Origin of the sequence: Coprobacter tertius, assembly GCF_024330105.1 — a bacterium.
Taxonomy (GTDB): domain Bacteria; phylum Bacteroidota; class Bacteroidia; order Bacteroidales; family Coprobacteraceae; genus Coprobacter; species Coprobacter tertius.
Genome location: NZ_JANDHW010000002.1, coordinates 207,324 through 222,386, shown reverse-complemented (window position 1 = coordinate 222,386; position 15,063 = coordinate 207,324). Strand labels below are relative to the sequence as shown.

Here is a 15,063-nt window from a genome sequence, read left to right as displayed (position 1 = left end):
AGACAGAAAGTTTAATTATGTCTATTTCCTGTACTTCTTTATTATCTCGAGTGCAGTCCTGCATTTTTGGGTTACTATCTCCCAATCGCCCTTTTCGATTGCATCAGCCGGAAAAAGATTCGATCCCATACCTACACAAGTCACTCCTGCATTTATCCATGCCGAAAGATTCTCCTCGGTAGGTTCCACTGCTCCGGTAACCATTATCATCGACCAGGGCATAGGTGCTTTTAAATTCTTAACAAAAGAGGGTCCTCCTACATTTCCTGCCGGGAATACCTTACATAAGTCACAACCGGCCTCTTGTGCATACCCGATCTCCGATACCGATCCACAGCCGGGTGTATAAGGTATAAGTCGCCTGTTACATACTTTTACTATATCGGGATTATATAAAGGCCCCACAATAAAATTAGCTCCTAATTGTATGTATAACGAGGCTGTCCCTGCATCAACAACCGATCCCGCTCCGAGGATCATATCGGGGCATTCGGTTGCTACGTATTTTTCTAATGCAGCAAATACATCCTGTGCGAAATCCCCCCGATTTGTAAATTCAAATGCACGTACTCCTCCTTCATAACAGGCTTTTACAACTTTTTTTGCTACTTCTAAATCCCGATGATAAAACACAGGCACCAAGCCTGTAGATGAAATAGTTTCGAGAACCCTGATTTTTGAAAACCTTGCCATATTGATTAAATTTTTAAAGTCAAAAAGTCCAACACATTTGCTGTCTCTCTTTCTGAAAATAGATTATTTTTTATCTCGAAACACGACCGGATGAATCTCCACTCATCAATTTTTCCACTTCTTCTACCGTCACTAAATTAAAATCCCCGTATATAGTGTGTTTCAGGCATGACGCCGCTACTGCAAAATCCAAGGCTTTCCGGTCATCTCCGTTATAGGTCAGTAAACCGTAAATAAGGCCACCCATAAAAGAGTCTCCACCTCCCACGCGGTCGACGATATGAGTTATATCGTAACGAGCTGACTTATATAATCGACTTCCGTCATACAAAACCCCTCCCCAGGTATTATGATTGGCATTTACCGATCCACGTAAAGTTATAATCACTTTCCGAACCCTCGGGAAACGAGACATCAATTGCCGGCATACCGATTCGAACTCTTCCGCATTTACCTCTCCTTCGGTCTGCGTTACATCGAAACCTTCCGGTTTTATACCGAACACTTTCTCCGCATCCTCTTCGTTGCCGAGTATGACATCACAACCGGCAACCAGATCGGGCATCACTTCAGATGCCTTTTTACCATACTTCCAAAGATTTTTACGATAATTAAGGTCGCAAGTTACCATAATACCCATACGATTGGCTGCCTGTATGGCCTCAAGACAAGTCTCAGCCGCCCCTTGCGATAAAGCAGGAGTAATTCCCGTCCAGTGAAAACAATCCGTACCTCTTAGTACCTCATACCAATCGATCATTCCAGGCTTTATATCCGAAATCGAGGAATGAGCCCGATCATAAACGACTTTACTGGCACGTGCAACAGCTCCTGTTTCCAGAAAATAAATGCCAAGCCTTTCGCCGCCGTATATTACATGATCGGTTTTTACTCCGTGTTTATGTAATTCCATGATACAATTCCGTGCAATGTCATTTTCAGGTAAACGGGTAACAAAATACGCATCTATACCATAATTTGAGAGAGAAACTGCAACATTAGCTTCCCCACCACCATAAGTAGCCGTATATTCGGTAGCCTGACAAAATCGCTGATAACCCGGTGTTGCAAGACGCAACATGATTTCTCCAAACGTAATAACTTTCTTGCTCATTGATCAAATAATAAAATAAAAACTTGTGATTTAGCAAATACGGTGCAAATATAAACAATATTCCGAAAATAGAACAATCGATTGCACTAATTCTCATTTTTTAATTTATAAAGATAGTATTCCCGATTCTATCTTTAATCGATAGCCGGTCTCTATTCTACCTATCAACCCTTGATATAAAAAATTTTCAACCCTCTTCTTTAATATCGAAAAAAGATTCGAGATGCTCTTTTACGACATATTTTTTTACCATTTTAAAAAGATTGGAAGCAAAAACAAAATCATCGAGAGCCTCGTTTTTAGCGGTAAATATTTCTTCTTTATTTCCAACCCAAGCTTTATGCCCCTTATTCAGAAAAATAATATTCTCACCGATGCCCATCACCGAGTTCATATCGTGAGTATTTACAATTGTAGTAATATTATATTCTTTAGTAATATCGCTTACCAACTCATCGATAAGTATAGATGTGCGTGGATCGAGTCCCGAATTAGGTTCGTCGCAAAAAAGATATTTAGGATTTAAGGCTATGGCCCGGGCTATGGCTACCCGTTTTTGCATTCCCCCGCTTATCTCCGAAGGCAACAAGTTATTCACGCCTTTCAGGTTGACCCTTTCAAGACAAAACTCCGCCCTTTTTATACGTTGAGCCATCGACTTACGCGTATACATAGTAAGAGGGAACATGACATTTTGCAATACGGTAAGAGAATCGAACAAGGCCGATCCCTGAAAAAGCATACCTATTTCCGACCGCAAAGCATGTACCTCACTACGATTCATTGCCAATAAATCTTTACCGTTATATAAAATCTGCCCCGACTCGGGAGTTATCAGACCGACAATCGATTTCATCAGTACTGTTTTACCCGATCCGCTTTGACCGATAATTAAATTTGTCTTGCCGGTATAAAAAGTGGCGGAAATATCATGCAGTATCTTTTTCCCGTCGAACGATTTACTTACTTTCTTTACTTCGATCATTGCAATAATAAATTTGTGAGTAAAACATCGAGTAACAAAATCATCACACTGCTTACGACAACCGAATCGGTACTGGCTTTTCCTACTTCCAAAGCCCCTCCCCGTGCATTATATCCATAATAAGAAGCGACCGAGCTGATAACAAAAGCAAAGAAAAACGATTTAATAATAGAATACCAGATATAATATTCCTGAAAATAACTCTGTAAACCGTATATATACTTCGATGGAGAAATCATCCCTGAAAAAATAGCGATAAGGTATCCTCCTGAAAGCCCCATAAACATACTGAAAATAACCAATACCGGAATAAAAGTTACTAATGCGACAACTTTCGGCAAAATAAGGTAATTGGCCGAATTCACACCCATAATATCTAAAGCGTCTATTTGTTCGGTAACTCTCATCGTTCCTATCTCCGAGGCAATATTAGATCCGACTTTACCGGCCAGAATAAGACACATGATCGACGATGAAAATTCGAGAATAAGAGTGTCCCTGGTAACAAGCCCTACCGTATATGGGGGAATCAAAGGAGACATAATATTCAGGGACACCTGAATAGTAATAACCGCTCCAATAAATAGAGAAATGGTAACAACGATCGCAATAGAATCTATTCCCAATTTATATACTTCGGCAACATAACGTTTAAAAAATTCACTCCATCGGTCGGGTATCGAAAATACCCTGCCCATGAGGATAACATAGTCGCCAAACTTAGATAATGACTTGGTCAACAGCATACTTCAACTTATTTTTGAATCGAAAATTTTCATTTTCATTCTACAAACTTATACAAAAAATCTCGGATTCAGACGGTATGATCTTTAAAAAAAACGAATCTATCGTTAATATAGGACTCATAAGAAGATAACATCGGAAACAGATAAATTAAAAGACAGAACAAAAGATATCGGTATTTTTATATAACTTTGTCGAAAATAATAGTCGAAAAACGAAATCCAGATGCCGAAAGACGATCAGAATATCGAATTGCAATCAAACAATTTCCCGACAGATGATTTAGCATCTATCCGGGAAGGCGAACAATCGTTAATGACATTGAGGACAGAAGAACTCGTAAAAAAATATCGTCAGAGAACGGTCGTAAACCATGTATCTATCAATGTTAAGCAAGGAGAAATTGTCGGCTTGCTCGGCCCAAACGGTGCAGGTAAAACTACAACTTTCTATATGGCCGTAGGACTGGTTACTCCCAATGAAGGCCGTATATTTCTTAACGACCTCGATATCACGAAATTTCCTGTTTACAGACGCGCTCAACACGGTATCGGGTATTTAGCTCAAGAGGCTTCTGTATTCCGTAAAATGTCGGTAGAAGATAATATTGCGTCTATCCTCGAAATGACCGGAGAAAGCAAATCGTTTCAGAAAGACAAACTCGAAAGCCTGTTAGCAGAATTCCGGCTTCAAAAAGTACGTAAAAATTTAGGGGATCAGCTATCTGGAGGAGAACGAAGAAGAACCGAAATAGCAAGATGTCTGGCTATTAATCCAAAATTTATCATGCTCGACGAACCGTTTGCCGGCGTCGATCCTATCGCGGTAGAAGATATTCAGTATATCGTTTATAAACTGAAAGAAAAAAATATCGGAATCCTGATTACAGACCATAATGCACCTGAAACATTAAGTATTACCGACCGCGCTTATTTACTTTTCGAAGGGAAAATACTATTTCAAGGAAATTCTGAAGAACTAGCGGAAAACCCGGTAGTAAGAGAAAAATATCTGGGTCGTAACTTCATATTCCACCGTAAAAAATTCGATTAATAATAGTTATACCATTCCTACTCGATTCTATTTATTATGGTATCAAAATCAGAAAGAGAACAAATCATTTCCCTCATCCATCAGGAAGTAATTCCGGCAATCGGTTGTACTGAACCGATCGCAGTAGCTTTAGCAGTTGCAAAAGCTACCGAAACATTAGGGGAAAGACCTGAAAAAATAGAGGTGCTCTTAAGTGCGAATATACTAAAAAACGCTATGGGAGTAGGAATACCGGGGACTGATATGATAGGATTACCTATTGCCGTAGCTTTAGGGGCGATCATCGGGAAATCGGAATATCAACTCGAGGTTTTACGTGACAGTACTCCAGAAGCTGTTACGGCCGGGAAAAAAATGATCGAAGAAAAACGTATCGATATAAAACTGAAAGAAGGGACATCCGAAAAACTATACATCGAAATACAATGTAAATCCGGCAATAAAAGCAGCTGTGCAATTATATGCCGAGAACACACTCATTTTGTTTACATCGCATCCGATAATGAAGTATTGCTCGACCTGAAAAATGAAGCGGATTGTGAGACAGAAGAGCATTCTCTCGAGCTGAATCTCAAAAAGGTTTACGAATTCGCCATATCTGCTCCGCTTGATGAGATACGTTTTATTCTCGAGACGGCTCGGATAAATAAAGCGGCAGCCGAACAATCTTTCGAAGGAGAATACGGCCATCAGTTAGGAAAAATTCTGAAAGGAAAATACGAACGCCAAGTAATGGGAGACAGCCTTTTTTCCCATATCCTATCTTATACCTCTGCAGCTTGTGACGCACGAATGGCCGGTGCGATGATTCCTGTTATGAGTAATTCAGGAAGCGGAAATCAAGGAATTGCAGCAACCTTACCCGTAGTCGTATATGCCGAGGAAAATGATAAAAGCGAGGAGGATCTCATACGGGCACTCATGCTAAGTCATCTTACAGTGGTATATATAAAACAAAATCTGGGCAGATTATCGGCCCTTTGCGGATGCGTCGTAGCTGCCACCGGTTCGAGCTGTGGAATTACTTATCTGATGGGAGGAAAATACGAACAAATATCTTTCGCCGTAAAAAATATGATCGCCAACCTTACCGGCATGATTTGCGACGGAGCAAAACCAAGCTGTGCCTTAAAACTGACAAGCGGCGTATCGACTGCAGTTCTTTCGGCGATAATGGCCATGGAAAATAAATACGTAACTTCAGTCGAAGGTATTATCGACGACGATGTAGATACTTGTATTCGCAATCTCACCCTTATCGGAGCAGAAGGCATGAATGAAACAGACCGATTGGTTCTCGATATTATGACTCATAAATCATGATCTATCGATATCCCGAACCGTAAAAATTTATCAACGACGTATCTCTTCATTTTAAAGATTTCTTTTAAGATAAATCATGTCGATACATTGTCGTCCGTTTTCAAATATCGGTTCGGAATAATTTTTTACAAAAAAATCTTTCACCACATGATCGAGCACAAATCCCGAACGTTGATAAAACGAAACACCGGAATCCGATGTTCCTACATACATGTAATCATATTTACGACTATATCTCTGCATTAAATAACCGATCAGAGCTGTTGCATATCCCCTTCCCTGATAATCTTCTTTGGTGGCCAGATTCTTCAGTTCACAAGCTGTGTCGGATAACGGCAAGATAACGGCCTCCGATACGACATTTCCATCGACTTCGAGAACATACATATAACCCTGTTCCAAATAGCGATCGATCATTCCTTCATCGGGATCGGCCGATATAAGAAAATCTAAATAAAATTTTTTATTCTGCGTTATTTCCCGTATCCTGTACATGATTCTGCTTGAAAGCAATCCGATAAAAAACAATACACAAAACTACAAAAAGAAATAAACTGCACCAGGCCATCCAGCCGGTTGAAGAAGCAGAGGTACCGATAGTTTCAAAATCGTTTGAAAAATGATACTCTTTACTTAAGTAATTATATACGACTGCTACACTGTTGTTAAGAAAATGAGCAAAAATAGGTAACCATATATTTCCCGACCAAACTAACAGGTATCCGAAAAAGGCTCCCAACAACATACGGGGAATAAAACCGTAAAATTGCAAATGTATGGTACTAAACACGATTGCCGCCGTCCAAATAGCCAAATGTTTATTCCTGAATTTATCGAGAAACAGACGCTGAAATATTCCACGGAAAGTCAATTCTTCTCCTATTCCGGCCAAAACTCCCACAATTATAATCACAGCAAGCAAACCTCCTAAAGTTTGCACCGAAATCAATTGCTCGGTAACTTGACGAGCTGTCTCTTCGCTATTTTTCATCCAGGTTTCTATCCCAGACATAAACTCGGGAAATTGCATCGATTCATTCCAGGCAACTGTCCAGTTTAAAAAGGGAATCGAAGCAATCATACACAAAAAAACACCGACCAAAGCCCTGAATGACGGTAATTTGTCGAGATGAAGATAATGAATAGGGGAATAACTGTAAAGAAACGCAATAAAAAAAGGCGGCAATACAAACAGGCACATCGTTTGTATTGCAGTAAGTATACGTACCAGATTTTCAGGAGCGAATTTTCCCGAACAGATATAAGATACAACTCCTAAAACGGCAAGTGTAAAGAGCATCATCAACAAAAAAACAGCCAATGCCGCAAATAATTTTACCGTAAACGATGATTTAGCGTATTTATTGATCAGATCCATAATTTTAAAATTTGAAAATCAGCATAAAAGAAAGAAACAACGTAAACAATAATAAATTACGCGCAGTTTTACCTAAAAAAGTATTCAAATTTGTCCCCTCATGACTACCGATTCCTCTCCAGGTAACAATATGGATAATCAAGAATAACAAAGAAAGAATAATTCCTGCAAGCGGATAACTGAACCACACTCTGGCTGTAACTACCACAGCTATAAAACCATTCGAAAGATAAGCGTAATAGGCAAATTTACGACCAAAACGTACAACGATCGTACGTTTTCCCGAGCGCTGATCCTCCTCTACATCCCGATAATTATTCACCATAAGTATATTTACCGATAACAGACCGATAGCTATACTTCCGAGCAAAGGTGAAACATCGAAATGTAAAACCTGAACATAATAGGTAAGATTAACCGCAACGAGACCGAAGAAAACGAAAACAGCTACATCGCCCAATCCTTTATACGATAACGGATAAGGCCCCGCCGAATAAGCCAATGCACCTATTGCGATTAAAATTCCGGCTCCGATCAGCCACCAACCTCCGTACAACAATAAAAAAAGCCCCGTAATGCAAGCAGTACCTAATGTCAGCACAGTTACCGTTAACATTGCCTGCGGTGAAATATCACCCGAAGCTACAGCTCTTCTCGGCCCGACCCGTTTTTCCCCGTCGCTTCCTTTCTTATAATCATAATAATCATTTGCAAAATTAGACGCGATCTGCGCCAATAAAGCAAACACCAGACACAACAAAAAAGGGATGCATTTAAAGCCTCCGCAAGCCCAAGCATAAGCCGTACCGGCAAAAACCGGACATGCCGACGCCGGTAAAGTACGGGGACGAGCCGCAAGTATCCATTTTTTTATCATTTCGATCAATTAACGTTCACAATAATCATGTAATACCGAAACATTTTTGTATCGCCTGCCTTATCAAGACAGCATCATCTTTATTCTCTTTCAGTATCGAAAGTACAAAACTAAGATATTTTTCTTTATTGGCCAATCCGCACAGTTGTGTAATGCGACTTTGCGGCAACATTCCTTTCTGATTATACACTCTTAATACGGCATTATAATCCCGGTCGACAATGTATTTTTCAAAATCGGTACGAATATCTTCATAAATTTTTCGGGTATCTATATCGTCGGTCAGTGTCTCGACATGTTCGACTAATTCCTCGATAGTATTCAATCGCCTGTCGATCATATATTCTATCTTATGCCTTAATCGATGACGGGTATGTAATAAAGTCTGCGCATCGAGATCTTTAGCAAATAGTTCGAGGACATTTTCCTTTACCGTTTCGAAAACAAGGTCTTCATCTTGAAGCATACGCCTGGCAACTACTCTTATAACAGTCTCGAGCATCAAAAGATTTTCGACTTCCGCCACATCGGGAACATAAATGTTACGTTCCCGTAAATATTTTATTTCATGCGGAGTACGACGATCCCTATCTACAATTCCTTTAGAATCGAGATGATGAAAATTTTTCATTTCTCCAAAAGCTTTGGTCGTCTCGATTACCTTTGTACATCCGCCTAAAGGTTTCACCAGATAATCGGGGAAAATATGCGGATATAACTTTATATCGATACTGGTGCTGTCAGTACCTTCAATAAAAAGGATAGGTTTACGGCTTCCCAATAACTCGAGATATATTTCTTCGGGAAAACTTTCGTGGTTTTCAATCAGTTCGTAATCCCACGAACAATGTGCCGAATCATAAGCTTTTACCCATACCCGAATACCCGAAGGCCTGGAAACGGCAAATTCGATATCATGCGTCAGATAAATAAATGTACAATCGGGGCGCGATTGCTCTATCGAATCCCATAAAGAAGCCAAGATCGACCGATGCAAATATATTTCAGGATCTTCAACAATAATCAACGCTTCGGGCATAGCATACAAAACCGAAGCGATAAGATAAAACACGACCTTCTCGCCCTGACTCATATGATAAGAAGTGTATGGGTCTTTATCACCGGCCGACCATATTTCGATTTCTCCCCCTTTACGCAGCAATCGACTGTGCGGAAAAAGACTTTCCCATACCGACTGTGTTTTATCGAGCCGAGTCACAGGCATTTCCGGGTCTTCGCCCCGTTTTAGCTTTTCTTTATGATTTACCAGAGAATGAAACTCCTCCTGCTGCAATAAATACAACAGTTGATCGAACTCGGTCAGTATCTCCTTACCCAAAACCGCATTTTCTTTTTTTACTTTCGCGTACAATTCGGCAATAGAATGCGGAAGAACTTTACGATAAGGGTTTACATACAATGCATCAGATGCCGAAATACGAAAGCTGCAATCGCTATATCGCCTCTCTATTTCTCGGCCAAAACGACTCTTTCCTGTTCCGTTAGCCCCTATAATAATAATATTATGAGGATCCTGCAATAGAACCTCTTCTTTGTTTTGGTTTTTCTTTGGCAATACGATATTCATAGTATTATCTCGTTTTTATCCTTTTCCTCTTGAATAAGCAGTTTTCAAATGTAAACAATTAAAAACAGATAAAATTTCACGATCTGTTAAAAGTAAAAAAACAGCCGGTTAAAAGTTAAGTGTCGAACCCGGAGGAATGCCATATTTTTTTGTAATTTTGAAATCTCAATATAAATCTTTAAACCGAAATACATTATGTTTTCAGGAATTGTAGAAGAAGCAGCCAAAGTAGTCGCTCTGAAAAACGAACAGGGAAATATGCACATAACCCTGAAATGCTCGTTTACCGACGAACTGAAAATAGACCAGAGTATCGCCCATAACGGGGTATGCCTTACCGTAGTAAGCATCGATGAAAATACATATACCGTTACAGCAGTAAAAGAAACGCTGATGCGCAGCAATTTGGGTGAACTAAAAGTAGGCGACGAAGTAAATGTGGAACGCAGTATGATGATGAATGGCAGATTAGATGGTCATATCGTACAAGGACACGTAGACCATACTGCCGTATGCACCTCGGTAGAAGAAGCGGAAGGTAGCTGGTATTATACTTTCGAATACGAATTCGATAAAAAAATGGCGGCACAGGGATATATGACCGTCGAGAAAGGATCGGTTACGGTAAACGGGGTAAGTCTTACCGTATGTAATTCTAAGAACAACTGTTTCCAGGTCGCAATCATACCCTATACACACGATAATACCAATTTTCATCTGATTCAGGCCGGTACCGTCGTAAATATAGAATTCGATATCATCGGCAAATACATAAGCCGGATGATGCAATATACATTATAATATGGATTTTCTCGAATTAGCAGAAAAAAGACAGAGCGACAGAGCATTCGATCCTGAAAGAAAAATCGAACCCGAAAAGATAAAACGCATCTTAGAGGCAGCTCGCATCGCACCGTCGGCATGCAATGCCCAACCGTGGCATTTTATTGTTGTAAACAACCCCGAATTAAAAAATAAAATAGCAGACGCTACATCTACAAAGGTATTGGGAATGAACCATTTTACCAAACAGGCGCCGGTACACATCCTTATCGTAGAAGAAAATGCTAATTTTACCTCGAATATCGGAAGCTGGGTAAAAAATAAGCATTTTCCCTACATCGATATAGGTATTGCGGCAGCACATATAACTCTTGCAGCAGCAGCCGAAGGAATCGGTTCGTGTATTATCGGATGGTTCGATGAAAAAAACATTAAAAAACTACTCGGTATCCCTTCTTCCAAACGGATATTACTCGATATTCTACTGGGTTATTCTACACAGGAACATCGTAATAAAAAAAGGAAGTTATCCGACGAAATCATTACCTATAACCGATACGAAAAATAAAATACCTATCCCGATCCCCAAAACACATTCAGATAATACGGGGATTTTCAAATCATTTTAGTGTGCACTTTAATTATTTGCACTATTTTTGCAAATAAAACAAGAAATACCCACCATGAGTGACCAACGTTATAATCTGCGCGGCGTTTCAGCGTCGAAAGAAGATGTGCATAATGCCATCAAAAATATAGATAAAGGAATTTTCCCAAAAGCGTTTTGTAAAATTATTCCCGATATATTGGGTGGTGATCCCGATTACTGCAATATTATGCACGCCGATGGTGCCGGAACCAAATCGTCACTCGCCTATATGTATTGGCGGGAAACCGGAGACATCTCGGTATGGAAAGGAATTGCACAAGATGCTCTGATCATGAATATCGATGACCTGCTGTGTGTGGGTGCAACCGATAATATACTGGTTTCCTCTACAATAGGAAGAAACAAATTACTGATTCCGGGAGAAGTCATATCGGCCATCATCAACGGTACAGACGAGTTGCTGACCGAACTGCGCTCACTCGGAGTAAACGCATACGCCACCGGTGGAGAAACTGCAGACGTAGGAGACCTCGTAAGAACAATCATCGTAGACAGCACCGTCACTTGCCGAATGAAACGTAGTAATGTAATATCGAACCATCGGATTACAGGAGGAGATGTAATAGTGGGAATGGCCTCTTACGGCCAAGCAACTTATGAAAAAGAATACAACGGCGGTATGGGAAGTAACGGACTTACATCTGCACGCCACGACGTATTTGCCAAATACCTCGCAAAAAAATATCCCGAAAGTTACGATGCTGCAGTTCCCGAAGGTTTAGTTTACTCCGGAGGATTAAAGTTGACCGATGCAATCGAAAATCTGGGGATCGATGCCGGTAAACTGATACTCTCCCCCACACGTACTTATGCACCGGTAATCAAAAAACTTCTCGATCGGCTCCGTCCCGAAATCCACGGTATGGTACATTGTTCGGGAGGTGCCCAAACGAAAGTTATGCATTTCGTAGAAAATGTAAAAATCACAAAAAATAATCTTTTCCCCATCCCTCCCCTTTTCAAGATTATACAAGAACAATCGGGAACCGATTGGGCGGAAATGTACAAAGTTTTCAACATGGGCCATCGTATGGAGGTATATATCGCCCCCGAACATGCCGACGAAGTCATCGAGATTACCCGTTCATTCGGTATAGACGCTCAAATTATCGGTTACGTAGAAAATTCAGATAAGAACGAGCTTGTAATCGAATCGGAAACCGGAAGATTCGTTTACTAATAAAGAACTAAAAAATAAAAGCCTCTGAAATGTATTTCAGAGGCTTTTATTTTTAACTGCTATTAATTTTTTAGCGTTTTATCAATTTACTCTTTGCTAAAATGGTTCCGTCTTCAGAACATATGCAAATAACATATATACCAGATGCCAAATTGCTGAAATCCGATTCGTAACGTAAGCTGTCGGGATATACATCTTTCACGATTGTTCCGGTCAAACTATAAACAGAAACTCTCCCGATCGGCATTTCACTTTCGATAGTAACAATATTATCTACTACCGTAGGATAAATCTTCACATTTTCTGTTACCGCATCAATTATCCCCGACTCTCCATTAAATGCCAGAGGTTCCGAAAAGGCCGTTTCACCGAAATCACCCAACGCTTTTACCGTATATACGGCTGTACCCTCCAGAGGTTCAGTATCGGTAAATGAACAATTATCAGAAATTCCTATTTTCACATCGTTACGATAGATCTCATATCCGGTAATAGTCGAGGACATCCCCGGATATACAGAAATTCCATCTACCATCCACCAGTAATATAACCCGTCATTGTTATCATCGAAAGCATGAAAAGCCACCCGCATATTTTCCGATTGATAAGCCGAAAGATCCACATCTATGCGGACATATCGTAAAGGCACGGTTTCTTCACCCTCTTTTACCAAATCATATACCTTGTTCCAGGTAACACCATCGTCATTACTTACCATAACGTAATAAAAATTATGCTTTGTCTTTTTCTGAGGCGCCGTAGATTTCGAATAAAAAGTCAACGACTTTCCGTTCGAAAATTTAGGAGATATCAACCATTCATCCTGATGAGTATAATCCATATCCTCTCCCAGATAAGCTACGAAAGATCCGTCATAAGGCTCGATACGAGTAGTAGCTTCCTGTCTTACCCAATTGTGCGAATTAGTAGATTTCTTTATTGTCCAATTCTGCATAGCAGCTTCATTTTCAAAATCTTCCGTAAATACAGGCATTCCGGCTAAAGGCGCTTTCCATGTGATCGTAACGGCAGTTCCCTCTTTAGAGGCCGACAAATCATATGGCGGCTGTATAAATCCCGATTTTTGCGATACCGAAGCAATCGCAAACACGCTCGCATCATCTGCCCCTTCAAAACGCACCTCTCCACTCCTTTCAGAGGCATCTTCATTCTGACTCTTGGTGGTAAACGTAAGCGTCACATTACCGGCAGCACCTTGCATCGGCTCTACTGTCAACCAATTGGGAAGCGATGACACTTTCCAATCGATATTGGTATCTATCTTTACCTGCGTGCTGCTGCCCGCAACACCGGAAAGCGAGACATTAGGCTGAGGAAGATATATCTGAGAAGCAAACGGCAACAAATCGAAAGTCATAGTTTCTCCGCAGGCCGAAATATTCCCTATAGCAAATTTAGCCTCTTTCCCATCACTGTAAAAAGGTTTTTCTTCGGCAGTTCCTCCAAAAACAGTACGACCGCTTTCGAGACTGAAAAACGCCTTTTCGATATTTCCGTCTTTTGTCGTAGTACCCCCGGGACGAAAAATATATTGCTCGTCCAGTTTCGTACTTCCGTTATACCCTTCATTCCCGGTAAATTTAGGATTAATGCGATATATTAATAAACCCGATGCAGGTAAACCCGACTCAAAGGTGCCTTCTTTCTTGCGGTATTCCACAATAAAATACTCATCGGAACCCATCGGTTTTATTTTATACGCCACATTTTCTTTCGTACTACCTCCTACCGGATTCAAGGTGTAGGTACCCGGTTCCGAAATTTCTGGAATTTCATCTATCCATTTACAATATTTATATTTGGTGTAAGCCATCATTCCCTGCGGCGTAGTCTGGTTATCAGACATCAAATCCCATATCCCTACCGGATTCAGGTCTTTGTATGATGAGTGATACAAATCATAGGTACCGAGAGTATGCGACATCTCATGACAGAGAACTCCCGTATTAATCTGCTTTCCGTTCCAATTCGAATCGTAACCGTTCGCTTCGTCAAAGAGCATTATATATTCATTTACCCTTTTCCCATGTATATACCCTTCTTGCGTATACAAAGTAGAACGATGCGGCCAAAGCAGATGACTACCGCTCAAGGCTGATCGACCGCTGACAATAATACAAATATTATCGATAACATTATCGTTGTTCGCGTCGATCATAGCATCGGCAGGAATGATCGTATTCAAATAATCAGCTAATTCTTTTACCAATTTTTGTTCTCTCAAAAGTGCATTCGCGCCCAATTCGTCATCGACATAACCTTCCGGATTACTGTCGCTTTTCTTTTCATAATATTTTCTCACATGAGAAGCCTGAAATGATACGATACGCGTATCGGCAGCTGCAGGATAAAATACGCTTTTCCATGACAACTGCCCGTAAGACGCTTCCCTAAAATAATTATAAACCGAATTGGCACCCGGAGTATTATCATTAAACATCGCCCGGTAATATTCAGGCGTTTTTTCAAATACATCTGCTTCTTCGTCGGAAAACCGCAAGAAGCAGACCAGATTACTAAGTTCTCCCTTATTTTGTTGGGCCGCAATGGGAATAAACATCAAACAGGAAAACAAGATGGTAAACAATGTTGTCTTTTTCATCATATTATTTTTTGAAAGACAAAAAAGCCGTTAAATCCTTATCTATTCATAG

The 15,063-nt window shown here is 40.3% G+C and carries 14 protein-coding genes; 5 read left to right on the top strand and 9 right to left on the bottom strand.

What is annotated here, in order from left to right:
• Positions 1-21: 21 nt before the first annotated feature.
• From NMU02_RS02715 to NMU02_RS02700, 4 genes are all read right to left on the bottom strand, one after another.
• Positions 22-693, bottom strand: a complete 672-nt coding sequence (locus NMU02_RS02715; RefSeq protein WP_255025651.1) for a bifunctional 4-hydroxy-2-oxoglutarate aldolase/2-dehydro-3-deoxy-phosphogluconate aldolase — start codon at positions 691-693, stop codon at positions 22-24.
• A gap of 70 nt (positions 694-763) precedes the next feature.
• Positions 764-1,807, bottom strand: coding sequence for a sugar kinase (locus NMU02_RS02710; protein ID WP_255025650.1), 1,044 nt, complete (start codon positions 1,805-1,807; stop codon positions 764-766).
• A gap of 187 nt (positions 1,808-1,994) precedes the next feature.
• A complete protein-coding gene (locus NMU02_RS02705; RefSeq protein WP_255025649.1) occupies positions 1,995-2,792 on the bottom strand; it encodes an ABC transporter ATP-binding protein in 798 nt (265 codons plus the stop codon).
• Positions 2,789-3,532, bottom strand: coding sequence for an MlaE family ABC transporter permease (locus tag NMU02_RS02700; protein ID WP_255025821.1), 744 nt, complete (start codon positions 3,530-3,532; stop codon positions 2,789-2,791). Before NMU02_RS02700 ends, NMU02_RS02705 begins: the two co-directional genes overlap by 4 nt.
• Before the next feature lie 319 nt (positions 3,533-3,851).
• Here NMU02_RS02700 and lptB point away from each other — a divergent pair, with 319 nt between their 5' ends.
• Positions 3,852-4,589, top strand: a complete 738-nt coding sequence (gene lptB, locus NMU02_RS02695; RefSeq protein ID WP_435522008.1) for an LPS export ABC transporter ATP-binding protein — start codon at positions 3,852-3,854, stop codon at positions 4,587-4,589.
• A gap of 36 nt (positions 4,590-4,625) precedes the next feature.
• Positions 4,626-5,912 carry an L-cysteine desulfidase family protein gene (locus tag NMU02_RS02690; protein ID WP_255025646.1) on the top strand — a complete coding sequence of 429 codons (1,287 nt, stop codon included), beginning with the start codon at positions 4,626-4,628 and terminating at the stop codon, positions 5,910-5,912.
• 51 nt (positions 5,913-5,963) lie between these two features.
• Here the strand turns inward: NMU02_RS02690 and NMU02_RS02685 are convergent, their stop codons facing one another.
• From NMU02_RS02685 to NMU02_RS02670, 4 genes are read right to left on the bottom strand one after another with little or no spacing between them, the layout of a single operon-like run.
• Positions 5,964-6,407: a GNAT family N-acetyltransferase gene (locus NMU02_RS02685; protein ID WP_255025645.1), complete on the bottom strand. Its 444-nt coding sequence runs from the start codon at positions 6,405-6,407 to the stop codon at positions 5,964-5,966.
• Positions 6,376-7,290 carry a CPBP family intramembrane glutamic endopeptidase gene (locus tag NMU02_RS02680; protein WP_255025644.1) on the bottom strand — a complete coding sequence of 305 codons (915 nt, stop codon included), beginning with the start codon at positions 7,288-7,290 and terminating at the stop codon, positions 6,376-6,378. Before NMU02_RS02680 ends, NMU02_RS02685 begins: the two co-directional genes overlap by 32 nt.
• 4 nt (positions 7,291-7,294) lie before the next feature.
• The gene (locus NMU02_RS02675) at positions 7,295-8,167 is read right to left on the bottom strand and encodes a 1,4-dihydroxy-2-naphthoate polyprenyltransferase (protein WP_255025643.1); all 873 of its coding nucleotides are present in this window, start codon (positions 8,165-8,167) and stop codon (positions 7,295-7,297) included.
• A 25-nt stretch (positions 8,168-8,192) separates the two neighbouring features.
• On the bottom strand, positions 8,193-9,755 hold the full coding sequence (locus tag NMU02_RS02670) for a DUF4435 domain-containing protein (RefSeq protein WP_255025642.1): 1,563 nt from the start codon (positions 9,753-9,755) through the stop codon (positions 8,193-8,195).
• Positions 9,756-9,950: 195 nt separating this feature from the next.
• Between NMU02_RS02670 and NMU02_RS02665 the strand changes: the two genes are divergently transcribed.
• The 3 genes from NMU02_RS02665 (at position 9,951) to NMU02_RS02655 (ending at position 12,388) form a co-directional block, all read left to right on the top strand.
• The gene (locus NMU02_RS02665; RefSeq protein WP_255025641.1) at positions 9,951-10,556 is read left to right on the top strand and encodes a riboflavin synthase; all 606 of its coding nucleotides are present in this window, start codon (positions 9,951-9,953) and stop codon (positions 10,554-10,556) included.
• Between the two features lies 1 nt (position 10,557).
• Complete coding sequence (locus NMU02_RS02660) at positions 10,558-11,106, top strand: nitroreductase family protein (protein ID WP_255025640.1); 549 nt, start codon at positions 10,558-10,560, stop codon at positions 11,104-11,106.
• A gap of 115 nt (positions 11,107-11,221) precedes the next feature.
• Positions 11,222-12,388: an AIR synthase related protein gene (locus NMU02_RS02655; protein ID WP_255025639.1), complete on the top strand. Its 1,167-nt coding sequence runs from the start codon at positions 11,222-11,224 to the stop codon at positions 12,386-12,388.
• 70 nt (positions 12,389-12,458) lie between these two features.
• Here the strand turns inward: NMU02_RS02655 and NMU02_RS02650 are convergent, their stop codons facing one another.
• Complete coding sequence (locus tag NMU02_RS02650; protein WP_255025638.1) at positions 12,459-15,014, bottom strand: M6 family metalloprotease domain-containing protein; 2,556 nt, start codon at positions 15,012-15,014, stop codon at positions 12,459-12,461.
• Positions 15,015-15,063: the final 49 nt, after the last annotated feature.

Excerpts from the sequence above, each read along its gene's own strand:
- NMU02_RS02660 (WP_255025640.1), top strand. The coding sequence starts at position 10,558 with ATGGATTTTCTCGAATTAGCAGAAAAAAGACAGAGCGACAGAGCATTC.
- NMU02_RS02705 (WP_255025649.1), bottom strand. The coding sequence starts at position 2,792 with ATGATCGAAGTAAAGAAAGTAAGTAAATCGTTCGACGGGAAAAAGATA.
- NMU02_RS02715 (WP_255025651.1), bottom strand. The coding sequence starts at position 693 with ATGGCAAGGTTTTCAAAAATCAGGGTTCTCGAAACTATTTCATCTACA.
- NMU02_RS02680 (WP_255025644.1), bottom strand. The coding sequence starts at position 7,290 with ATGGATCTGATCAATAAATACGCTAAATCATCGTTTACGGTAAAATTA.
- NMU02_RS02670 (WP_255025642.1), bottom strand. The coding sequence starts at position 9,755 with ATGAATATCGTATTGCCAAAGAAAAACCAAAACAAAGAAGAGGTTCTA.
- NMU02_RS02655 (WP_255025639.1), top strand. The coding sequence starts at position 11,222 with ATGAGTGACCAACGTTATAATCTGCGCGGCGTTTCAGCGTCGAAAGAA.
- NMU02_RS02685 (WP_255025645.1), bottom strand. The coding sequence starts at position 6,407 with ATGTACAGGATACGGGAAATAACGCAGAATAAAAAATTTTATTTAGAT.
- NMU02_RS02675 (WP_255025643.1), bottom strand. The coding sequence starts at position 8,167 with ATGATAAAAAAATGGATACTTGCGGCTCGTCCCCGTACTTTACCGGCG.
- NMU02_RS02690 (WP_255025646.1), top strand. The coding sequence starts at position 4,626 with ATGGTATCAAAATCAGAAAGAGAACAAATCATTTCCCTCATCCATCAG.
- NMU02_RS02665 (WP_255025641.1), top strand. The coding sequence starts at position 9,951 with ATGTTTTCAGGAATTGTAGAAGAAGCAGCCAAAGTAGTCGCTCTGAAA.
- lptB (WP_435522008.1), top strand. The coding sequence starts at position 3,852 with ATGACATTGAGGACAGAAGAACTCGTAAAAAAATATCGTCAGAGAACG.
- NMU02_RS02710 (WP_255025650.1), bottom strand. The coding sequence starts at position 1,807 with ATGAGCAAGAAAGTTATTACGTTTGGAGAAATCATGTTGCGTCTTGCA.
- NMU02_RS02650 (WP_255025638.1), bottom strand. The coding sequence starts at position 15,014 with ATGATGAAAAAGACAACATTGTTTACCATCTTGTTTTCCTGTTTGATG.